This window comes from Acinetobacter sp. YH16040_T, assembly GCF_024605785.1.
Taxonomy (GTDB): Bacteria; Pseudomonadota; Gammaproteobacteria; order Pseudomonadales; family Moraxellaceae; genus Acinetobacter; species Acinetobacter amyesii.
This window is the reverse complement of record NZ_CP094541.1, coordinates 2,532,684-2,554,021: the sequence shown is the minus strand read 5'-3', so window position 1 is coordinate 2,554,021 and position 21,338 is coordinate 2,532,684. Positions and strand designations below refer to the sequence as shown.

General features: G+C 41.3%; 18 protein-coding genes. 9 read left to right on the top strand and 9 right to left on the bottom strand.

Annotated elements, in window-relative coordinates:
- Positions 1 to 300 precede the first annotated feature (300 nt).
- The 3 genes from prpF (at position 301) to MST16_RS12495 (ending at position 3,715) form a co-directional block, all read left to right on the top strand.
- A complete protein-coding gene (gene prpF, locus MST16_RS12505) occupies positions 301 to 1,491 on the top strand; it encodes a 2-methylaconitate cis-trans isomerase PrpF (protein ID WP_168379031.1) in 1,191 nt (396 codons plus the stop codon).
- Between the two features lie 207 nt (positions 1,492 to 1,698).
- Positions 1,699 to 2,676 (top strand): GGDEF domain-containing protein, encoded by a 978-nt coding sequence (locus tag MST16_RS12500; RefSeq protein WP_180092066.1) that lies wholly within the window; start codon positions 1,699 to 1,701, stop codon positions 2,674 to 2,676.
- Positions 2,677 to 2,806: 130 nt separating this feature from the next.
- Positions 2,807 to 3,715 carry a polyprenyl synthetase family protein gene (locus tag MST16_RS12495; protein WP_180010083.1) on the top strand — a complete coding sequence of 303 codons (909 nt, stop codon included), beginning with the start codon at positions 2,807 to 2,809 and terminating at the stop codon, positions 3,713 to 3,715.
- Positions 3,716 to 3,910: 195 nt separating this feature from the next.
- Here MST16_RS12495 and putP read toward each other — a convergent pair whose 3' ends face one another.
- The 5 genes from putP to MST16_RS12470 all read right to left on the bottom strand — a co-directional run bounded on the left by putP (position 3,911) and on the right by MST16_RS12470 (position 8,683).
- A complete protein-coding gene (gene putP, locus MST16_RS12490; RefSeq protein ID WP_180010084.1) occupies positions 3,911 to 5,401 on the bottom strand; it encodes a sodium/proline symporter PutP in 1,491 nt (496 codons plus the stop codon).
- Positions 5,402 to 5,612: 211 nt separating this feature from the next.
- The gene (locus MST16_RS12485; RefSeq protein ID WP_078189969.1) at positions 5,613 to 6,467 is read right to left on the bottom strand and encodes an SPFH domain-containing protein; all 855 of its coding nucleotides are present in this window, start codon (positions 6,465 to 6,467) and stop codon (positions 5,613 to 5,615) included.
- A gap of 16 nt (positions 6,468 to 6,483) precedes the next feature.
- Positions 6,484 to 6,963 (bottom strand): NfeD family protein, encoded by a 480-nt coding sequence (locus tag MST16_RS12480; RefSeq protein ID WP_111885593.1) that lies wholly within the window; start codon positions 6,961 to 6,963, stop codon positions 6,484 to 6,486.
- 99 nt (positions 6,964 to 7,062) lie between these two features.
- Complete coding sequence (locus MST16_RS12475) at positions 7,063 to 7,986, bottom strand: patatin-like phospholipase family protein (RefSeq protein WP_078189967.1); 924 nt, start codon at positions 7,984 to 7,986, stop codon at positions 7,063 to 7,065.
- Between the two features lie 61 nt (positions 7,987 to 8,047).
- Positions 8,048 to 8,683, bottom strand: coding sequence for a 1-acyl-sn-glycerol-3-phosphate acyltransferase (locus MST16_RS12470; RefSeq protein WP_180010085.1), 636 nt, complete (start codon positions 8,681 to 8,683; stop codon positions 8,048 to 8,050).
- Positions 8,684 to 8,851: 168 nt separating this feature from the next.
- Between MST16_RS12470 and MST16_RS12465 the strand changes: the two genes are divergently transcribed.
- The 5 genes from MST16_RS12465 to MST16_RS12445 all read left to right on the top strand — a co-directional run bounded on the left by MST16_RS12465 (position 8,852) and on the right by MST16_RS12445 (position 15,227).
- A complete protein-coding gene (locus MST16_RS12465) occupies positions 8,852 to 10,138 on the top strand; it encodes an MFS transporter (protein ID WP_180010086.1) in 1,287 nt (428 codons plus the stop codon).
- Positions 10,139 to 10,265: 127 nt separating this feature from the next.
- The gene (locus tag MST16_RS12460; RefSeq protein WP_180010087.1) at positions 10,266 to 11,405 is read left to right on the top strand and encodes a porin; all 1,140 of its coding nucleotides are present in this window, start codon (positions 10,266 to 10,268) and stop codon (positions 11,403 to 11,405) included.
- 140 nt (positions 11,406 to 11,545) lie between these two features.
- On the top strand, positions 11,546 to 13,216 hold the full coding sequence (locus tag MST16_RS12455) for a phosphoethanolamine transferase (RefSeq protein ID WP_180010088.1): 1,671 nt from the start codon (positions 11,546 to 11,548) through the stop codon (positions 13,214 to 13,216).
- A 3-nt stretch (positions 13,217 to 13,219) separates the two neighbouring features.
- The gene (locus MST16_RS12450) at positions 13,220 to 13,888 is read left to right on the top strand and encodes a response regulator transcription factor (protein WP_078189962.1); all 669 of its coding nucleotides are present in this window, start codon (positions 13,220 to 13,222) and stop codon (positions 13,886 to 13,888) included.
- Between the two features lie 19 nt (positions 13,889 to 13,907).
- Positions 13,908 to 15,227 carry an ATP-binding protein gene (locus MST16_RS12445; RefSeq protein ID WP_180010089.1) on the top strand — a complete coding sequence of 440 codons (1,320 nt, stop codon included), beginning with the start codon at positions 13,908 to 13,910 and terminating at the stop codon, positions 15,225 to 15,227.
- 46 nt (positions 15,228 to 15,273) lie between these two features.
- On the opposite strand, the gene MST16_RS12440 is transcribed toward MST16_RS12445, so the two are convergent.
- Positions 15,274 to 15,981: a phosphatase PAP2 family protein gene (locus tag MST16_RS12440; protein WP_180010090.1), complete on the bottom strand. Its 708-nt coding sequence runs from the start codon at positions 15,979 to 15,981 to the stop codon at positions 15,274 to 15,276.
- A 172-nt stretch (positions 15,982 to 16,153) separates the two neighbouring features.
- Here MST16_RS12440 and MST16_RS12435 point away from each other — a divergent pair, with 172 nt between their 5' ends.
- Positions 16,154 to 16,852: an HAD family hydrolase gene (locus MST16_RS12435; protein WP_180010091.1), complete on the top strand. Its 699-nt coding sequence runs from the start codon at positions 16,154 to 16,156 to the stop codon at positions 16,850 to 16,852.
- A 75-nt stretch (positions 16,853 to 16,927) separates the two neighbouring features.
- Here MST16_RS12435 and MST16_RS12430 read toward each other — a convergent pair whose 3' ends face one another.
- The 3 genes from MST16_RS12430 to dhaK form a co-directional block, all read right to left on the bottom strand.
- Positions 16,928 to 18,115: an ammonium transporter gene (locus tag MST16_RS12430; protein ID WP_180010092.1), complete on the bottom strand. Its 1,188-nt coding sequence runs from the start codon at positions 18,113 to 18,115 to the stop codon at positions 16,928 to 16,930.
- A 598-nt stretch (positions 18,116 to 18,713) separates the two neighbouring features.
- Positions 18,714 to 19,391 carry a DUF421 domain-containing protein gene (locus tag MST16_RS12425; protein WP_180010093.1) on the bottom strand — a complete coding sequence of 226 codons (678 nt, stop codon included), beginning with the start codon at positions 19,389 to 19,391 and terminating at the stop codon, positions 18,714 to 18,716.
- A gap of 147 nt (positions 19,392 to 19,538) precedes the next feature.
- Positions 19,539 to 21,269, bottom strand: a complete 1,731-nt coding sequence (gene dhaK / locus MST16_RS12420; RefSeq protein WP_180010094.1) for a dihydroxyacetone kinase subunit DhaK — start codon at positions 21,267 to 21,269, stop codon at positions 19,539 to 19,541.
- Positions 21,270 to 21,338 lie beyond the last annotated feature (69 nt).

Genomic DNA, 21,338 nt, shown 5'->3' with positions numbered 1-21,338 from the left:
GTAATTGTAATGTATAGAGAATGAATAGCCTAGTAGCTCAAAATTTATGAAAAATATTTATAGGTTTAATAACCTATTTTTGGTTTTAAATGCTGAATTAAAAATTTATGAATCAATAGATTAATTTTATTTTAATTGAAATTCTGATGCTTGGCTTTATATAGAAAAGGTATCGAATGTTGTTTTTTTATACTTAAGTCATGTGATTGTTAAAACTTCAATTAAACATTGTATGATGCAAAAGCGCAGAAAAGAATGCTCTGCCAAAACACAATGATAAAGATTAAGGATTCAATAAAAATGAGTTTTGCTCCCCAAATTAAAATTGCAGCGACTTATATGCGTGGTGGTACAAGTAAAGGTGTATTTTTCAAGCTAGATGATTTGCCGCTTGCAGCACAACAAGCTGGAAAAGTTCGCGACCAACTTTTATTACGTGTGATTGGCAGTCCAGATCCTTATGGTAAACAAATTGATGGGATGGGTGGAGCGACATCAAGTACCAGTAAAACCGTGATTTTGGCAAAAAGTTCACAGCCTGAGCATGATGTAGACTATCTATTTGGACAAGTGTCGATTGATAAAGCATTTGTCGACTGGAGTGGTAACTGCGGAAACCTAACAGCAGCAGTTGGTGCATTTGCCATTTCAAATGGTTTGGTTGAGGCATCACGTATTCCTGAAAATGGTTTATGTACGGTTCGTATTTGGCAAGCCAATATTCAAAAAACCATTATTGCGCATGTACCTATTACTGATGGTGCAGTACAAGAAACTGGTGATTTTGAACTAGATGGTGTGACCTTCCCAGCAGCCGAAGTTCAAATTGAATTTTTAGACCCCGCAGATGATGGTGAAGATGGCGGCGCTATGTTCCCTACAGGGAATTTGGTCGATACCTTAACCGTACCCGATGAAGGCAGTTTCCCTGCAACATTTATTAATGCAGGTATTCCAACCATTTTCTTAAATGCAGAAGATATTGGTTATGTCGGCACTGAACTACAAGATGCGATCAACGGTGATGCTAAGGCATTGGCCCGTTTTGAAAAAATCCGTGCTTATGGTGCGCAGCAAATGGGTTTGATTTCAGATATTGCTGAAGCAGAGCAACGTCAACATACACCAAAGATTGCATTTGTTTCAAAACCGAAAGCTTATACATCTTCGAGTTCTAAACAAATTTCAGAACAAGATACGGACTTATTGGTTCGTGCCTTGTCGATGGGGAAACTGCATCATGCCATGATGGGCACAGCGGCAGTTGCCATTGGTACAGCAGCTGCGATACCGGGGACACTTGTGAACTTAGCCGCGGGTGGTGGGGAGCGAGAAGCCGTGCGTTTCGGACATCCATCTGGGACGTTACGTGTAGGTGCGCAAGCGATTTATGAAAATGGTCAGTGGGTCGTTAAAAAAGCCGTAATGAGCCGAAGTGCGCGTGTCTTAATGGAAGGTTGGGTGCGCATACCTGCGGATAGTTTGGATTAAGCATTTAACATCTCATTTGAAATCAGCCTCTGCTTTGCAGGGGCTTTTTTTTGCCTTTATCTTTTATATGAATAAGCAAATCATGAATTGGTATATCTTTTTATATAATATGAACTGCATTTAATATTAGAAAGTTTCTGTGATTTATGCCAGATTAATTTTGTTAGCATTTTGCGTAGCTTTACCCTGAAAAAAAGTAGCGAAACCATGCTTAAAAAAGACTTAATAAAATCGGACCTACCTACTGAACAATTGGCTGTATTAGAAGCGTTGCCAATGCCTGCTGCGTTATTTTCTGCCACAGCTGAGCTGATATGCGCCAATCAAATATTTAAACATCGATTTCAGTCAGACTTACAAGAGATCGTATTAAATCACGTGTCTGAGATGCAGCAAAAGACCAAAGCCACAAGTTCTGAGTTTGATTTACGCTGTTTTGAGAACGATAGCATTGAACCCTTTATGTATAGTGAAAATGAACGGCATTATTGGTTCACGCTCAAACCTAAGTTTCAACAAAGTGGCGATTTGGAACATGTGCTGTTGTGCTGTGCGGACATAACGAATTTAAAGCAATTCGAATTATCGCTGTTGAAACATAACCAACAACTCGAACAACAAGTTCATTTTGATTATCTGACAGGGATAAAAAATCGACGAGGTTTTGATTTAGACCTTTCTCAGTGGCAAAAAAGCTTCGCGGTTGAACAAGCCAATGAAATTTGTTTGATGATGCTCGACTTAGACAATTTTAAGCAAATCAATGATATCTACGGTCATGCGTTTGGCGATGAAGTTTTAAGAAAAAGTGCGCAGCTTTTAAGGATGCAAATTAGTCAACATGCAGATGCACAAATATATCGCATGGGTGGGGAAGAGTTTGCAATGATTTTGCCACGCACGGCTATATCGACTGCATGTTCGATTGCTCAACAATGTTGTGAGCAAATCTATGCTTCTTCGATGAATTATGCAGATAAAGCTCTACAACTGAGTATCTCATGCGGAGTGGCCTTGTGGGATGGTACAGAGTCATTTTTTGAAACATTGGCACGTGCCGATCAGGCTTTGTATCAAGCCAAGAAAGGCTCGAAAAATTGTACCTGTTTTAATGATGGACAAAATGTGGCGCTATTTGAGGAAACGACATTTAAAAAACCATCAGACTGTGGGAAAAACACATAGATTTAGGCCGTAACATAGAGAAAGATTTGAGAAAGCAGTATGATGCAACAGGTCAAAATTGACAGAAAACATTGGCAGTCGATTTGCTAATGAACAAAGCAGTTAAATATTTAAAGTATTTGAGGTGAATGTGTCTTCTTTAACAGACGTTTCCACACATGCCCTGACAGAAGCGCAGCAGCGTATTCAGCAGGATTTACTGACAGCGCTTGATGCATTTTCAATTCCAGAACCCTTAAAAGGGGCGGTGTATCATGCTGTGATGTTGGGTGGAAAACGCGTTCGACCGGCACTTTGTTATGCAACAGCAGCGTTAAAACCCAATACCAATTTTGCAGCCGTACGCCGTGCTGCTGTGGCGATTGAATTTATTCATTGTTATTCATTGGCACACGATGATTTGCCGTGTATGGACAACGATTTACTCCGTCGTGGTCAACCAACCTGTCATGTGGCTTTTGGTGAAGATACGGCTTTACTTGCTGGCGATATTTTACAATCGATGGCTTTTGAAGTTTTAGGCAGCCGTCTCTTTGATCAAGGCCCAGCCGTTGAAGCGCCGATCATCTTAAAGCAAATGCAAATTTTAGCGACTGCAAGTTCCAAAATGGTCAATGGCCAAGTTCTAGACTTACAAGCGGAAGGCAAGCATGTCAGTCAGGATGAACTAGAAAACATTCATCGAAATAAAACTGGTGCTTTAATTTCTGCCGCAATCATGATGGCGGCAGTGACAATATTTAATGGCACAGATCAAGCCATTCCTAAACTCCGTGAATTTGGTCTTGCGATTGGTTTAGCCTTTCAGGTGCAAGATGATATTTTAGATATTATTGCTGACACTGAAGCATTGGGTAAAACAGCGGGTAAAGATCAACAAGTGGATAAATCCACATATCCTGCGTTAATGGGCCTTGATCAAGCGCAAGCATATGCAGAAGAATTACATGCACAAGCACTTCAAGCTTTGGATTATTTTGCAGAAGATGCGGCAGAATTACACAAGATCACGCAGTTTTTATTAAATCGTCAAAGTTAATATGACGTAGTAAAGACATTAGCCCACACATGTAACGTGTTGTGGGCATTTTTATATTTTGTACATTTGGGACAGATGTGAATAAACATCTAAGTAATATCAAAATGGATGACATGATAAAAAACAAAAAAGGACGCTAGGCGTCCTTTTTTGCAGATATTAAAACTTAGAGCTTAAATTTAAGTGCTATTGGTCTTAAATACTTTCTTTATAGATACGATCTGCTTCTTCAAACTTTTCAGTGACTTCAGCAGATGGTGCTTTGCCCATTAAGCTTACAATGATGATTGCAAGTAGTGAGCAGATGAAGCCCGGAATAATTTCATAAACGCCTGTATCGCCCCACAGGTTTTTCCATAGAATGACCATGACTGCACCAACCACCATACCGGCTAAAGCACCGTTCAATGTCATACGTTTCCAGAACAATGACATGATAATCAGTGGGCCAAATGCAGCACCAAAGCCTGCCCATGCATATGCGACGAGACCAAGGACTTTAGAGTCAGGATTACCCGCCATATAGATCGCAAGCAACGCAATCATTAACACCATGAAACGGCCGACCCAAACCAATTCTTTTTGTGAGGCATTTTTACGTAAGAATGATTTATAAAAGTCTTCAGTTAAGGTACTTGAACAGACTAAAAGCTGACAGCTGAGGGTACTCATGATTGCAGCTAAAATCGCAGCCAATACGATACCTGCAACCCATGGGTTAAATAGAATTTTAGTCAATTCCATAAAGACCGTTTCAGGGTTTGCTGTAACGACACCTGCCAGTTCTGGATGCTGTTGGAAATAAGCAATACCGAAGAAGCCTGCTGCAACTGCGCCACAGAGGCAGAGCGTCATCCATGTCATACCAATACGACGTGCATTGGGAATCGATTTAACAGAATCTGCTGCCATGAAGCGGACTAAGATATGCGGTTGACCAAAATAGCCTAAGCCCCATGCTAATAAAGACATGATTGCGACAAAACTTAAGTCAGCAAATACATCCATGGCTTGAGGGCGTGCCGCTTCCAGTGCCAGAGTGAACTGGGTTAAATCCGAGAACGACAACATGACCACGATAGGTGTCAGCAGCAAGGCAAAAATCATAAAGCCCGCTTGAATGGTATCGGTCCAACTGACAGCAAGGAAGCCACCAATAAACACATAGCTCACCGTTGCAATGGCACTGATCCAAAGCGCAGTGCTATACGACATACCAAACATACTTTCAAATAATCGAGCGCCTGCAACCATGCCTGAAGCACAGTAAATTGCGAAGAAAATCAAAATAATCACAGCAGACACGATACGTAAGATTTTCTTTTGATCGTTAAAACGATTTGAGAAATAGTCAGGTAGGGTCAGGGCATTATTTTGAACTTCGGTATGTACACGGAGACGACCTGCCACAAGTAACCAGTTGAGCCAAGCACCAATGATCAGACCAATTGCAATCCACATTTCAGATAAACCTGAAAGGTAAATCGCCCCCGGAAGACCCATGAGCAACCAACCACTCATATCCGATGCACCTGCAGAAAGGGCAGTGACAAAGCTCCCTAATCGGCGGCCACCTAAAATGTAGTCAGAAAAGTTACTGGTCGCACGGTATGCAAGTAAACCGATCACGACCATGGCGACAATATAAAAAAGAAAGGTAATTAGGGTGGGATTCAGGGAGCTCATACGGTATCCGCTTTGGCGTTGGACAATTGCGTTTAATTAGGGGACTCAATGGGATTTGCCTAAGCCAAGTAGGTGAAATCGAACGATAAGTCCTAAAACGTCAAAAAAATAACGTGAAATTTAAACATAAATTCACAAACTTTGCCTTCTTTTTTATTTTGGGCATAAAAATGGGCCGTATATCACGACCCATTTTAATTAATGTGAAGATTTAGTTATTACGACCCATAACACCACGAATCGTATTCAGTACATCTGCAGGTAATACCACAGTTTTGGCATTATTAGATTTAGCCATATCTTGCATGGCTTTGACGTATTGTTCACCCAGTAAGTACGCAACTGGAATTTCTTTATCGCCGACGGCTGAACTCACCATTTCAATTGCACGCTGTGACGATTCTGCCAATACAACTTGAGCTTCTGCATCACGACGAGAGGCTTCTAAACGACCATCTGCTTCTAAAATAGCCGCTTGTTTTTCACCGTCTGCCTTGGTCACAGTCGCACGACGTTGACGTTCCGCTGCTGCTTGCTCTTCCATTGCAGCCTGCATGGTATGAGAAGGTTTAATATCTTGAATTTCTACAGTTTTAAGCGTAATACCCCAGTCAGAGATATCATCAGAAATAGCAGCTTTAAGTTTAGCCTTAATATGATCACGCGATGAAAGTGCATCATCGAGGTCCATTTCACCGACAATTGAACGTAAAGAGGTTTGAACTAAGTTTTGAATCGCCCATGTGTAGTTTTCAATACCGTAAACTGCTTTTTCAGGCGTGGTTAAATTGATATAAGCCACAGCATTCATCAGCAGTACCGCATTGTCACGTGTGATCACTTCCTGAGAAGGAATATCTAACACGATATCTTTGGTTGTCACTTTATAAGCCACTTCATCGACATACGGAATCACAAAGTTCAGTCCCGGATTGAGCGTTGTATGGTATTTACCTAAACGCTGAACAATCCATTTATAACCTTGGGGAACAATACGGACACCTTTAAAAATGGTGACGGCTACAAAAACTAAGAGCGCTAAAAAAACAATAGAAACACCAGACATGTCATTTCTCACTTATTTATGGATTGTCAGTGGGGTGGTTGCTGCTGTGCAGTTGGACGACTAAATCATTGCCTAAAATATCGGTCACGCGAACACGATCACCGACTTGAAGTGCATCTTGGGTACGGCAATGCCATTCGTCTGAACCTAAAACAGGCATCGGGAAGCGAACTTTAACGCTGCCATGATTGAGCTGGGTTTGAATCACCATACCCACTTGGCCAATCGTCGCTTCACGCGACAGACCTGCTTTGGTTTTATCAATGGATAAAGGCTTAATAAATTTGAACCACAAAAATGTGCAGAGCACGGCAAAAATAATCCAAACCACAATTTGGACATTAAAGTCCATGGATGGAAAGATCCAATATAAGATCCCAACCAAAATTGCAGAAACGCCAAACCATAGCGCAGCAAAAGACGGCAAAATCAGTTCAAAAAGCATCAAAACGACGCCCAATACAAACCAGTGCCAAGGTTCTAAAATAAATTCCATACATCTACTCTTATATAAGGGTGAATTGATATAGATGAACCAGTATCTATATCAATGTAGCAGATGTATAACTCAATGAATATAAAAAAAATCGTTGAATTATATTTTCGCTTTTGGTGCTGGTTTAAAGGCCGCAGGGGACTGTTTAAAGTTATCGATCGCCTTAATAATGCTATTCACTTTGAGCTGTGCGGCTTTTTCACCTTCTAAAATCGTCGCATTGCTCGACTTTAAATCGAGTGTGCCAATATGTCCCACTTTAGGTTGAATCACGAAATTGGCATTTTTTAGTTCTTCATTAATACTTTGTTGTCCCATAATGTTAATGGTTTGATCGAGTAAACCAAACATGCTTACGGCTTTGCTACCATCAGGACGCGCAGAAATATCCACCGCAATCACGATATCTGCACCCATATCACGTGCCGTTTTCACTGGAATTGGGCTGACTAAGCCACCATCGACATATTTCACCCCTGCAATGGTTGCAGGTACAAATACATTCGGAATGCTGCACGATGCACGTACCGCTTGGCCGGCATTACCACGGTTAAATTCAGTTTTACTGCCATTATCTAAACGGGTGGCTACAGCAGCAAAGCGCTTTGGAAATTGTTCAATTGATTTATTGCCGACGTTTTTATTGACAAAGTCTTGCAGTTTTTGCCCTTGAATAATGCCTTGGCTATTTAAGGTTAAGTCACGAATATCGGACTCTTTAAAGTTCAGGGCCAATTGCTGCATTTGATATGGTGTTTTACCGCTGGCGTACAAGCTACCGACAAAACTACCCGCACTGGTCCCAGTCACAATCTTAGGTTTAATACCATGTGATTCGAGTACTTTAAGCACGCCAATATGAGCAAAACCTTTGGCACCGCCACCACCGAGCGCAATCGCGATCACCGGTTCACGTGCTTTGGCTGGTGTAGGTGTCGTGGTCGCAGGTGTTTTGGTTGCAGAATCACAGCCAGTGAGTGCCAATACAAAGAGGCTAGGAATCAGGTAATGCAAAAGTTTCATGTGTGAAATCTGATTGTTAAATATACAAAGTGCACATCACATCAAAAAAATAGCCATTTGACTAGGGCTTTTTCCAGTGCTTTTGTAACGGCAAGGCCAACCATTCGGGATTTTTCGGGGAAAATTTGCCATCATAAATCTTCAAAATTTTTTCGAGATCAGTTTCAAAATCTCCACTCGGTTCAAAAACACCCAAGCAATGAATGGTTTTCTTTGCATAATCAAAGCTAAACATCACAATTGGTATCTGTGCTTCATAGGCAATATAGTAAAAACCACTGCGGATTTTATCGGCTTTTTTTCGTGTTCCCTCAGGTGCCATTCCAATCCAAATTTGATCTGTCGCTTGGACAATCTCAGTAATTTCACGCGTCAGTCCATGTGGATTTTCACGCTGCACAGGGATCACGCCGACCCAATCCAAAAGTGGTTTTAAGGGAGTATTGAAAAGGGTGTTTTTGCCAAAAATGGTTATTTTTATCCCGATCCCAAGCAAGGCGAGAAAGCCGTGCCATGCATCTATATTAGAAGTATGCGGAGAAATGATTGCCACAGCTTTGGCAAGGTTTGGAAATTCGCCGTCAAATTTCCATCCTTGTGCCAAGAAAAGTTTTTTAAAAATTGTTCGGCTCAGGATGGAACCGCGTGATGGAACTTGATCGGGCAAAACTGGAAATAATTGAGTCTTTTGATTCATTGCATATTCTTATATAGGTGAAATCCATTTTCGATGTGATGCGCATTTAAAAGTACGGCATCAGCATTGACCTTATCTTAGGTCGATGATTTTTTTAGATCATTGGCAAAATAGCCGCATTTTGACTACTCTAAATGTAACTTCAGCGCATTCAACATTTAGGAACTTATGATCCAGCTTCGTCAGCTCTATCTTTTACTGTTTTCCTTATATTGGGCGCAAGGGTTACCTGTCGGTTTTATGACACATGCTTTACCGGTGATTTTAAGAGCGCAAGGTGTGTCTTTGGCGCATATTGGTGGCTTTGGATTACTCATGCTGCCATGGTCGATCAAAGTTTTTTGGGCACCGTGGATTGATCGACATGGTTCAAGGTCCAAAGGGCACTATCGGAGTTGGATTATTCCAATGCAGTTGTTGTCCGTGGTGGTCTTGGTCTTCCTGTCTTTTTTGCCGATCCAAAGCTTGAATGAACCGATGTATCTGCTGCTGTTTTTTGTGGCTTTACTCAGTATGAATTTGGTCGGTGCGACTCAAGATGTCGCAACCGATGGCTTGGCTGTAAATATTTTAAAAACTGACCAACAGCACTGGGGCAATACCTTTCAGGTGATTGGTTCAAGACTCGGTTTTATCGTCGGTGGTGGTGCTGTGCTTTGGGCCTTGGATTGGTTGGATTGGCAAGCCACATTTCTGTTTTTAGCGGCATTGGTATTCATCAATACGATTCCTATTTTTCTCTATCGAGAACCTTTAAAGCCACAGCTCAACATAATTTCCTCTCAAGAGAATGATAACAACCATAAGCATACTTCAGCCTTGTTCTACGCTATTCGCCAGTATTTGACTTATTTTTCTCAAACTAAAACCCTCACACTGTGGCTCATGATCTTATTGAGTTTTAAGCTTGCAGATGGTCTGGCAGGACCCTTACTTAAGCCGCTGATGGTCGATTTAGGATTGAGTTTTAGTCAAATCGGTCTGTATGTCACCATGTTAGGTGCGGTGGCTGCTTTAATTGGGGCGGGGCTTGCAGGTCTAAGCTTGAAGTATATTTCTCGGGCGCAGGCCTTGGTTTTCTATTCGGTATTGAAAATATTCAGTTTATTGGCCTATGCATGGCTGGCTTTGCAGTTCGAGGCAAAACGGCCCGTCCATGAATGGCTGATCTATGGGATCAATGCTGCCGAAGACATGATTTCAGCCATGCTGCTTGTGATCATGCTGACTTTGGTGATGCAATATAGTCGTAAAGCATTTGCAGCAACGGACTTTACATTTCAGGTTGCCATTATGGCTACGGTGAGTGGGGGGCTGTATAGCATCAGTGGCATAGTGGCCGATCAGTTGGGTTATAGCACTTATTTATTTTGGATCACAGGTTTGGCTGCATTGAGCTTAGTCCCGATTCTATTTTGGGGAAAAGCATCAAAAAATGACCAAAATCACTTCTAAATCATGATTTTGGTTGTTTTTTATCAGCTAAAGCACTAAAAGAGCAATGCAAATATTATTTTAATAATTTTGTAATATGTTTCCCGTGTGTAATATCTGTTACAAAATAATTTAAGGAAAATTTTTGATGAAAACTAAGTTAGCAGCGGCTATCGCATTGAGCCTTTTGGCTGGCTCAACCTTTGCAGCACCAACCTTCTACGGTGAAATTGATGCGTCTGTTGATTATTTACCTGAAGATAATAAAACGGGTGTTTCAGATAAAGATGTCGTTGAAATCAGTTCAAACAGTTCTTTCTTGGGTTTAAAGGGCGATGAAAAACTGACTGACCGTTTAAGCGCAGTTTATGCAATTGAATGGGCATTTAACTCAGACGGCGAAGGCGATGACTGGTCTAAGCGTAACCGCTTCGTTGGTTTGAAAGATGCGAAACTTGGTACATTGAAAGTCGGTGCACACGATACACCATTAAAACAATTGTCTAGTCCGGTTGATACATTCAATAACTACGTGGGTAACCGTGCTGATGTTACAGGCATCATGACGGGTGAAAACCGTGTAGATAACGTTGTTGTCTATGAATCACCAGCTTTTAAAATTGCTGAAGGTGCAATTAAAGTTAATGCATTGCTTGCAACAGGTGAGTCTTCAGGAATCAAGAGCGACAAAGGTGTAGTAAAAACTGCAGGTCGTGGTCTTGGCGATGCTTGGTCGGCGTCTGTTGTCTATGACAGCCCTGTTGTTGTTGCAGGTTTAGCCTATGACAAAGCCATTCCATCGAACTTTGGTGGTGTAGGGATGCTAAATAGTGGTTCATATACCGTGAATGATAAAGTTGTTTCTAATTCTGAAATAACTGGAACTAAAGTATTTGCAGCAGCAAATACAATTCGTGCGATCGGTCGTGTAAATCTTGAGGGTGGTTTGGCGCTCAAAGCACTGTATCAAACATCAGAGGTTGAGGCTGCTAATGGTAATGATGCTGCAGCAGAAAATATTGATGATGCTCAAGGTTGGTTAGTCGGTGCAGAATACAATTTACCCTCTGCAAAAGCTTGGACTGTAAAAGCTCAATATAGTCAAAATACCACGACCTATAAGAAAGAGTTTGGTGATTTCGAAGCTCAGCAATTCATTGCAGGTGCAGATTATGCATTTAGCAAACAAGTGAAAGCATATGGCTATGCGGGTTACTTGGCACTTGAACAAGGTCCAGATGAAAGCAAACAACCCGTATTGGGTACAGGTCTAGAATTTAAATTCTAAAACTTTGATTTAAGTTGTTCAAAAGGCGATGTTTTACATAGCCTTTTTTTATTTTTCTTGCTTGGTTTTGATCAGTTTTAAGTGATTTTTAAGTTTGAATTTTTAGATTAGAGCATCAAAGATCAATAATTGATGCCAATATGCTTCAGGTCATAGCTAAAATACAGCAAAAAATTCCAAGACTTAGTTTAAGTCAATTTAACCTCGTGCTTGCCTTATGGCTTGGGGTGGTTTTGAACCTCGCGTTTTATCAGCAAATCCAGCAGCTCACACCTTATACGGGGCTGAAGGCCGGACTATTTTTAGCGGCAACCGTACTGGTGGTAGTGGCACTTTATAATGTGCTGATGCAACTGCTGCAATGGCGATGGAACTCAAAACTTTTGGCGAGTGTTTTGCTGATCATTGGTGGCTTGAGTGCTTATTTCGTCAATAGTTTAGGCGTGACCATTACATCTGACCAAGTGCAGAACATGATGCAAACAGATGTAAAGGAAGTGCAGGATTTAATCTCGCCACAATTTTTTATCTGGGTCTTTGGACTGGTTATTTTGCCAGTGCTATTGATCTGGCTTTTGCCACTGCATAAAGAAGCCCTAAGCACGGTCGTAGCCAAAAAGGGTTTACATATAGTGCTTTCGATCATCCTGATGGGTGCTTTGCTGTTTGTTTATTTTGTCGATTATGCTGCGATCTTTCGTGAGCATCGTGATTTAAAAGGCATGCTCTCACCACAAAACAGTATCGCTTCGACATTTTCCTATTATCACAAAAAAGCACCGAAACAGAATTTGCCATTGTTGATCTATGGTGAAGATGCACATATGGTTGAAAACGTAAGCGCCAATAGATTGCCAAAATTGATGGTCTTAGTGGTTGGTGAAACTGCGCGCGCGGAAAGTTTTTCACTGAATGGTTATGCTAAAAATACCAATCCTGAACTCAGTCAGCAAAATATTATCAATTTTAGCCAAGTCAGTTCATGTGGCACCGCAACCGCTGTATCTGTTCCTTGTATGTTCTCGGGCATGCCGAGAACCGAATATGACGAACAGCTTGCAAGCCATCGCGAAGGCTTACTCGATATTGCACAGCGTGCAGGCTACAAGGTGACGTGGCTAGATAATAATTCAGGCTGTAAGGGCACATGCACACGTGTTGAAAAATATGAATTTCCTGACGCGCTGAAGAAAAAGTGGTGTGATGCCGATGGCGAATGTCATGATGAAATCTTAGTGGATGGTTTGAAGGCATATTTGGCTTCGATTCCCAAAGCAGATCAAACTCCCCGTTTAATTGTGTTACACCAAATGGGCAGTCATGGCCCTGCTTATTTCAAACGAAGTACCGCAGCGTTTCAAAAATTTAAGCCAACCTGTAATAGCAATGCCATACAGGGATGTAGCTCGACAGAATTAATAAATAGTTATGACAACAGTATTGTCTATACCGACCATGTACTGAATGAATTGATTAACACCTTAAAAGTGACTGACCACTATCAAACAGGACTGTGGTATTTGTCCGATCATGGCGAGTCGACCGGTGAACATGGCTTATATTTACACGGTTCTCCATACGCAATTGCACCGTCACAGCAAACTCATGTGCCGATGTTGATGTGGTTTTCATCGGCGTGGCAAAAAAATAATTCAGCGCAATATACTTGTTTAATGGCACAAAAAAGCCAAAAATTAAGTCAGGATAATCTATTTCCATCGCTATTGAGTTTGCTCGATGTGCAGACTCAAGTGATTGATGAAAAAAACAATATGTTGCAACAATGTACTTCAGTACAGCGCAGGACTTAAGCCATGCACAAAATACTTATTATTGAAGATGATTTCATGATTGCCGAATCGACTAAAACTTTGTTGAACTATCAACAGTTTGAAGTCGAGTGGGTGAATAATGGTATCGATGGCTTAAAGCTCATAATGCAAGGGGGGATTGATATCGTCTTGCTAGATCTGGGTTTGCCGATGATGGATGGTATGCAAGTCCTGAAACAAATTCGTCAAATGCAGCCTAAATTGCCAGTATTAATCATCTCGGCACGTGATCAATTACAAAATCGTGTAGATGGTTTAAACCATGGGGCAGATGACTATCTGATCAAGCCTTATGAGTTTGATGAATTACTTGCACGGATTCATGCACTCCTTCGACGCACAGGGCTGAGTTCAGTCGAAGCACCACAGAAAATTTTAAAACATGGTGAATTGATTTTAGATATTGAGCAGCATCTTGCACGCTATAAGGGTCAATATGTCGATTTATCTAACCGTGAATGGGCCATATTGATACCACTGGTGACGCATCCGAATAAGATTTTTTCGAAAGCTAATTTAGAAGATAAGCTTTATGATTTTGATAGTGATATCAGCAGTAATACCATTGAAGTGTATGTGCATCATCTCAGAACAAAATTAGACAAAGATTTTATTCGCACCATTCGTGGTTTAGGTTATCGACTCGGTTAAGGCAAAGGAATTATCGACCATGCAGCAGCCTTATTCTCTGAAAAAGAGACTAATCATTTATGTGTCTGTTTTCAGTATGCTTTTGGGCTGTCTTTTGGTGTTTTCAGCTTATCGAATTGCACTTGAAGAAATTAATGAAATTTTAGATGCGCAAATGCAAAATTTGGCAGAACGTGTTGCAGAGCATGATCCGCAGCCCATTCGCAGCGAATTTGATCAACATAAGCGTTATCACGAAGAAGATTTATTTGTCGATGTGTGGACTTATCAGTCCAATGCACATCAAACTCATCAATTAAAATTATTGGTCGCGCCTCAGCCCAAAGCCGGTTTTTATACCCACAATACCCAACAAGATGAGTGGCATACCTATATTTTGCCACTTGCAGATCGGCAAATTCAGGTCAGTCAGCAAGAATCGGTACGACAGCATCTTGCAGCAGAATTGGCCAGTAACATGTTTATTCCCTATTTGATTTTTATACCTTTTGCATTAATCGCTTTGGGATGGTTGATTCAACGCAGCTTAAACCCACTGGAAAAATTTAAAAAAGAACTGGCAAAACGGGATGCCTTTGAACTTTCTCCAATCTCTCAAATGCCGTATCCAGAGGAAATTGCACCGACTATTATCGAAATGAACCAGTTGTTTGAACGGATTTCGTTGTCGCAGCAGGAACAGCGCCAGTTTATTGCTGACGCAGCGCATGAGTTACGGACCCCGATTACCGCACTGAATTTGCAAATGCAGATTTTGCTACAAAAATTTCCACAAGATGACGCTCTACAAAATTTGAGTAAAGGTTTAATTCGTATTCAGCATTTGGTGAGTCAATTATTGAGTTTGGCAAAACAAGATGCCTCGGTCTTTGAACTTGAGCGCAAACAACATTTTGATCTTAAGCAAGTTGCAACCAATTGCGTGGAGCAACTGGTACATTTGGCGATGCAAAAAGATATTGACCTTGGCATGGAGCGACAACAGCGCATTGCCTTATATAGTCTTGAGCCAACGGTACATTCAATCATTTTTAATTTGATTGATAATGCCATCAAATATACCCCTGCACAGGGCATGATTAATGTCTCCGTCTTTGAACATGCGGGGCAGGCGGTTGTACAGGTTGAAGATAGCGGGCCTGGTATCGACCCTGCTTTATATGAGCAAATTCGTAAACGCTTTTATCGAATTTATAATCATGAAGAAATTGGAAGTGGTTTAGGGCTAGCGATCGTGGATAAAGCCGCAAAACATATCGGTGCGGATTTGGAATTTTCTAAAAGTGAAACACTAGGCGGTCTGAAAGTGAATTTACAGATCCCATTTAGTCAATCATGAGTGACTCAATCATTTTCGGATCAAGCTCAATTTAGATACTTAAAGATTAGATCCATGTAAATGCTTTGCTGTTTTGCTGCGTAGTTGATGTAGTGAGATGGCGAGAAAACAACACATACATGACACAATTAAATGCCCAAATGATCCATGTGGTCCAAAGGTTATGACTCAGAAAATGCGCACCCCGCATCATTTGCGCCCAGCCAAAAGCAAATCCTAAAATCAGCCCAGCAGATAAAAAGAAGTAAGCACGGGCAGGTCGATGTATTCGATAAACAAAATATCCCGTAATTAGGGCAAAACCAGTCGCAGCATGGCCACCGGGGAAGCAGTGTCCTTGGCGTGCTGAAAAATCCCAAGAAAAGCCTTGGGCTGTGGCGACGGTCATATTCCAAGGGCAGGCATGCGCAGATTGTGATTTGAGCAAACCAATAATTGCCGTGCTGAGTAGAGCCACTACGATAAAATAACCGAATTCAAACTTGCGTGCTTTCAGATGAGGATATTTAAAACTGCATATCCATGCTGCGATATAGAGAACATAAACGCCTATGACGATATTCTTGATATAGCGATGGTTCAGCACAGCAAGTGCCCAATCATTACGATGAGGAAAACCACCATGTAGGTCGACCCAAGGCTGAATAAAAGCTTGGTCGAGCGAACCACCGACGGGAAAAACATAAAGGAGGCCAACCAAACTGAGTGTGAGCAGCAGCGCTTGTCGTAATAAAAAGGAACGGTTCGAGAGCATAAGTCGTGTGATGTGCTGAAATTATTTTGTTTGAATGCTGCTATTTGAAACCACGAAACTTAAATCAGACTTAATCGGCTATTTGAACTGTATCGATATCGATAGCGAAGAAGGTGCATAAAGCAAAACGGGCATTGTGTTAAAGTTTTTGAAAACTCAGTAATAAAGATTTATGAGCATACGTGCAGTCCTTTTTGATTTAGATAATACTTTGACTCATCGAGATCACAGCGTTCAGGCCTATACGCAGTATTTAGCCGAGTCTTATCAGTCGACGCTGGTGGAGGTAGACCTTGTACAGATTAAACGTATTATTAATCGTATAGATAATGGGGGATATCCGAAAAAAGAACTCCTTACTCATCCGAGTATTGGGGCATCTGTCGCTTATGCTCTACAAACGGAGCTGGATTGGATACATCAACCCGATTTTGATGAGCTCACACAATTTTGGTTTCAGCACTTTGGTCAGTTCGCCGTGGCGATGCCGGGAGCATTGACCTTGCTGCAGCAACTAAAACAGCAGCAGTATAAACTGGCGGTGGTGTCGAATGGTGGACATGCCACACGCCTGAATATTTTGAATGGACTAGGTTTTGCATCGTATTTTGATCAGATCATCAGCTTGGAAAGTGCAGGCATCAGTAAGCCCAAAGTTGAAATATTTCAGTACAGTTGTCGTGAGTTGGGCGTGACGGAAACCGAGTGTTTATTTATTGGTGATCATCCTGTCAATGATATTTACGGTGCGAGCCAAGCAGGGATGTCTGCTGTATTGCTTGAAGGCTTTCATACTTTAAGTGCTGAACAACAGCACAGCATTCCGAATAAAATTCAGCATTTGGATCAGGTCTTAGATTTTCTAAAATAAGGTGATTTAAACTCAAGCTTTAAGCGAAGTTTAGGGTAAAAAAAGCGGCATAAATGCCGCTTTAGATTGTGTTGTTTAGAACATGTTTTCTTCAGAGTTTGCCGAAATACGGTGAATACTTAAGTCTGCACCACGGAATTCTTCTTCTTGATCTAGGCGAATGCCCATCGTTACTTTGAGTAGACCATAAATGATGAATCCACCAGCCAATGCAATCACGATCGCGAGCAGCGTACCGATACATTGAGAGATCATTGAAATACCGCCTAAACCGCCCAACCATTTTTGTCCAAATACACCCACTGCAATACCACCGAAAGCACCACAAACACCGTGTAGTGGCCATACGCCAAGTACATCATCGACTTTGAGTTTGTTTTGAGTGTATGTAAATAGTTTGACAAAGATCAGACCTGCGATAGCGCCGATAATTAACGCACCGACAGGATGAACTACATCTGAGCCTGCACAGATTGCAACCAAACCTGCTAAGGGACCGTTATGTAAGAAACCGGGGTCATTTTTACCCATAAAGTTTGCTGCAAGCGTGCCGCCCACCATTGCCATGAGAGAGTTAATTGCAACCAGTCCTGAAATGGCATCTAAACGTTGCGCACTCATCACGTTAAAGCCAAACCAGCCGACGATTAAAATCCAAGAACCTAAGGCAAGGAATGGAATACTTGAAGGGGGGTGAGCGCTGATACGACCGTCTTTTTTATAGCGTCCATGACGTGCGCCAAGTAAAAGTACTGCAGCTAAAGCGATCCAACCGCCCATCGCATGTACCACGACCGAACCTGCAAAATCATGAAATGCTGCGCCAAATGTGCGTTCTAACCATGCTTGTAGCCCAAAATTACCATTCCATGCCATGCCTTCAAAGAATGGATAGACCAAAGCGACCAATAATAATGTGGCAATCGCTTGAGTCCGCATTTTTGCACGTTCAGCAATACCACCTGAAATAATCGCTGGAATGGCTGCGGCAAAAGTCAGCAGGAAGAAACAACGCATTAAGTTGTAGCCATGATCGGCTGCTAAAGTGTCCCCAATATGAAAAAAGTGCTGACCATAAGAGATGTAATAACCCACAAAAAAGTATGCAATTGCGGAAATAGAAAAGTCAGTCAAAATTTTACTCAGCGCATTGACCTGATTTTTATGTCGTACGGTACCTAATTCTAAAAATGCAAAGCCTGCATGCATGGCAAGAACCAAGACTGCACCAAGAAGGAGAAAGAGGAGATCTATATTTTGCATAAGGTGTTCCAGTTTAGTGCGCTAGTTCACGAAAAGAACTTCAGTATATCGAGCGAAAAAAAATGGAAAAGAGATTGGCGCTAGGGAAATTTTGATTAAAAAAACTTAAAAATACATAAGACTCGATATAAAGCAAAGACTTGCATTTAAAGTTTAAAAGTGCACCAAAAAGGTGCGCCTCAATAATTACATGAGAAAATTAACTAAATGATTCTTAAATGGAAAAGGCTGAAAAGTGAATATGTTTGAAACTCTTTTTAATTTTATAGCGCCAAAAAGGGATTAATTCAGGGCATCGAATATTTTTGAATTTTCATCGGAATGCGAGAAATTTGGGCATGTATTTGTGTTTACTCGCTGATATTACGGTGAACGGTCAATTTTTTTGGGCACGTTGTTATTGTGCAAATGGGATGAATGTTGAGAAGAACACAGCTTTAAAATTTGCCTATCATTGGGTCATTTTGCTCAAAGTGACGGTTATTCTGTGGTGCAAATACATGACAAATTATTTCGAAGGACTTTATTTAGAGTGCCATAATTGAAATACAGCTCAGATCCATTTTATCTGATCTGATTCATGGAGCGCACGACTCTTTTAAGCGAGTCGTTGAGTATTGATTGCCTCCGCCCAATCACAGCATCCACATCGTGGGCAAACATCTTGTGCGCCATGGATATACATAGTTTTACCGCAATGTGTACAGGCATAGAGATGATGCATTTTTATGTCAGCAACGGCTTTGTAAGGTTTGGGGAAGAGCGGTAGTCCATAGCGTACTTGCTCAGCTGGATAAAATAAGATGCTAAATTTGCCATCACTTTCTAATAGACCGACGCGGACTTGCCCTAAATGTTCAACATTTTGCTGGCGCATTTCAGAGAAAAATTCATCATGCGACATTTTTCCTTGTTTGATTTTCTCTAAGACCAATTCACCATCTTCAACAATGTATAAGGCCTTACCCTCAATTAAATCTTCAAAGGGCTGATATTTCATCATGAGCCACGTAATGACACGATATAAGCCTATGACAACGGACATCACGATGAGGGCTTGAAGTATGGGTAAATCTTCTTCAAACATCGGATCGCCAGCAATTGAGCCTAAAGCGAGTAAGATCGCGACCTCAAAAATAGACAACTGACGAACGCCACGTTTCCCTGTAAGGCGTAAAAAAACGATAATTAAAACGAACATAATGATGCTGCGTAAGATAACTTCAGCAGCAAAGCTCCATGTCGTGTCATGGATGAAAATTTGAGTGATATCCATCTCTTATCCCTCTTATTGTTATATAGTTAAATTAGCAAATCCTTCTACTTTGTATCTGCTTTATTGTGTTAAGTTTTTAGATAAAATTGAAAGTAAAAAAGCACCGATGAACGGTGCTTTTTGATTAAATCTTCATCGGATGCAAAATTATTTAATCAAGGTTGCAATCTCGCTAAAGATAACACCCAAACCATGTGCGCCAGCATCAGGGTAACCCAGACTGCGGTCGCCCACAGTTCCTGCACGACCCATACGCGCTACAATCGCTTTAGTATTTTCAGCACCTTGAACGGCAGCTTGTGCGCCTAGCGTAAAGTTTTCTTTAAACGATTTGTCGGTATTGGCAGACCATGAATCTGCGCAAGGAACTAAAGCATCAATTAACGTTTTATCGCCAACGACAGCACCGCGACCAAATGAACGTTCACCAGTGGTTTGAATGCCTTTAACCGCATCTTGCAGTAAGGCTGCAAAGTCAGCAACAGAAAGCGTGTCTTTACCTTTGATTGATTTGCTGGCTGCACGGAAGGCTGAACCCCAAATTGGGCCAGATGCACCGCCACAATGTTCCATAATGATCATTGAACAATTTAGTAAAAAATCATCCATACGTTCATATTGAGTTAATTCCGCCCAATGGCGTTTTAATTGTTTAAAGCCTTTAGCGACGCTCATGCCAAAGTCGCCATCACCCGCATGGGCATCAAGTTCACAAAATGGCACTTCATTTTTAATAATGCAGGCACTCATGGCATCAATGACATAGCGCATATTTTCAATGCTAAATTGTTCATCCACAATGGTTGCATGCTCTGCGTGAGTTTCAATTTCTGTATTCAGTGTTTGTTCTGCTTGTGCATTATTTACAGCGAACTCAACTGGAAGGGCAGCTGAACCATCCATTTTAAAGGCAGGGGTATTGGCTTCAGCATCGAGGTAAGCTTTGAGTTCATCATCTAACTCAAGCAATGATACAGATGCACCCGCCATGTCGATGCTGGTCATGAAGTTGCCAACAAAGCTACGGTAAATTTTGATGCCTTTGGCTGCAAGCTGTTGGCATACGTCTTGGTTAAACACATACAATTCTTGCATAGGTGTAGAACCAAAACCGTTAATGAGCACGGCAACTTCTTTGAGTTCAGGGCGGTCTAAAAATAGGTCATCGACAATGCGCTGTGCCAATTCATTAGATGGCAAGATTTTTTTACGACGAATACCGGGTTCACCATGAATACCAACACCGTATTCCATTTCATCTTCAGCTAAAGAGAAGGTTGGTGTACCTTTGGCAGGTACGGTGCATGAGTTAAATGCAAAGCCCAAGCTGGTGACATTATCTGCGGCTTTTTGTGCAACGGCTTTAACTTGAGCTAAATCTAAACCTTTGGCTGCTGCTGCACCGGCAATTTTATGTACAAATACCGTTCCTGCTACACCACGACGTCCGACGGTATATAAACTATCTTTAACCGCTATATCATCTGCAACTTTCACAAAGTCCACTTTTATGCCATCTTCAGTGGCTAAGGCTGCACCATTCTGGAAATTCATCATATCGCCAGAATAGTTTTTGATGATCATCAGCACGCCTTTGTCGGTTGCAACGTATTGCAGTGCTTTATAGACCTGAATTTGTGATGGAGATGCAAAGACATCACCACATACGGCTGCGTCTAACATGCCTTGACCGACAAAGCCCGCATGTGCAGGTTCGTGACCACTACCACCACCACTGATGAGAGCAACATTGTTATGTTTTTCTTTTCTTGAAATGATTTTATAGGCTTCATTAAATTGAAGCTCAGGGTGAGCCAGTACAAGTCCTTTGCACATTTCAACAACCAGATTTTCAGGGTTGTTCATGAGTTTTTTCATTGAAACACCAGGATATATTAATTTGGGAGAATATTAATTTCGTATTATAAGATGTAATGGTATTTGAAG

Coding starts and splice junctions, on each gene's coding strand:
- prpF (WP_168379031.1), top strand. CDS start 301: ATGAGTTTTGCTCCCCAAATTAAAATTGCAGCGACTTATATGCGTGGT.
- MST16_RS12500 (WP_180092066.1), top strand. CDS start 1,699: ATGCTTAAAAAAGACTTAATAAAATCGGACCTACCTACTGAACAATTG.
- putP (WP_180010084.1), bottom strand. CDS start 5,401: ATGAGCTCCCTGAATCCCACCCTAATTACCTTTCTTTTTTATATTGTC.
- MST16_RS12485 (WP_078189969.1), bottom strand. CDS start 6,467: ATGTCTGGTGTTTCTATTGTTTTTTTAGCGCTCTTAGTTTTTGTAGCC.
- MST16_RS12480 (WP_111885593.1), bottom strand. CDS start 6,963: ATGGAATTTATTTTAGAACCTTGGCACTGGTTTGTATTGGGCGTCGTT.
- MST16_RS12475 (WP_078189967.1), bottom strand. CDS start 7,986: ATGAAACTTTTGCATTACCTGATTCCTAGCCTCTTTGTATTGGCACTC.
- MST16_RS12470 (WP_180010085.1), bottom strand. CDS start 8,683: ATGAATCAAAAGACTCAATTATTTCCAGTTTTGCCCGATCAAGTTCCA.
- MST16_RS12465 (WP_180010086.1), top strand. CDS start 8,852: ATGATCCAGCTTCGTCAGCTCTATCTTTTACTGTTTTCCTTATATTGG.
- MST16_RS12460 (WP_180010087.1), top strand. CDS start 10,266: ATGAAAACTAAGTTAGCAGCGGCTATCGCATTGAGCCTTTTGGCTGGC.
- MST16_RS12455 (WP_180010088.1), top strand. CDS start 11,546: ATGCTTCAGGTCATAGCTAAAATACAGCAAAAAATTCCAAGACTTAGT.
- MST16_RS12450 (WP_078189962.1), top strand. CDS start 13,220: ATGCACAAAATACTTATTATTGAAGATGATTTCATGATTGCCGAATCG.
- MST16_RS12445 (WP_180010089.1), top strand. CDS start 13,908: ATGCAGCAGCCTTATTCTCTGAAAAAGAGACTAATCATTTATGTGTCT.
- MST16_RS12440 (WP_180010090.1), bottom strand. CDS start 15,981: ATGCTCTCGAACCGTTCCTTTTTATTACGACAAGCGCTGCTGCTCACA.
- MST16_RS12435 (WP_180010091.1), top strand. CDS start 16,154: ATGAGCATACGTGCAGTCCTTTTTGATTTAGATAATACTTTGACTCAT.
- MST16_RS12430 (WP_180010092.1), bottom strand. CDS start 18,115: ATGCAAAATATAGATCTCCTCTTTCTCCTTCTTGGTGCAGTCTTGGTT.
- MST16_RS12425 (WP_180010093.1), bottom strand. CDS start 19,391: ATGGATATCACTCAAATTTTCATCCATGACACGACATGGAGCTTTGCT.
- dhaK (WP_180010094.1), bottom strand. CDS start 21,269: ATGAAAAAACTCATGAACAACCCTGAAAATCTGGTTGTTGAAATGTGC.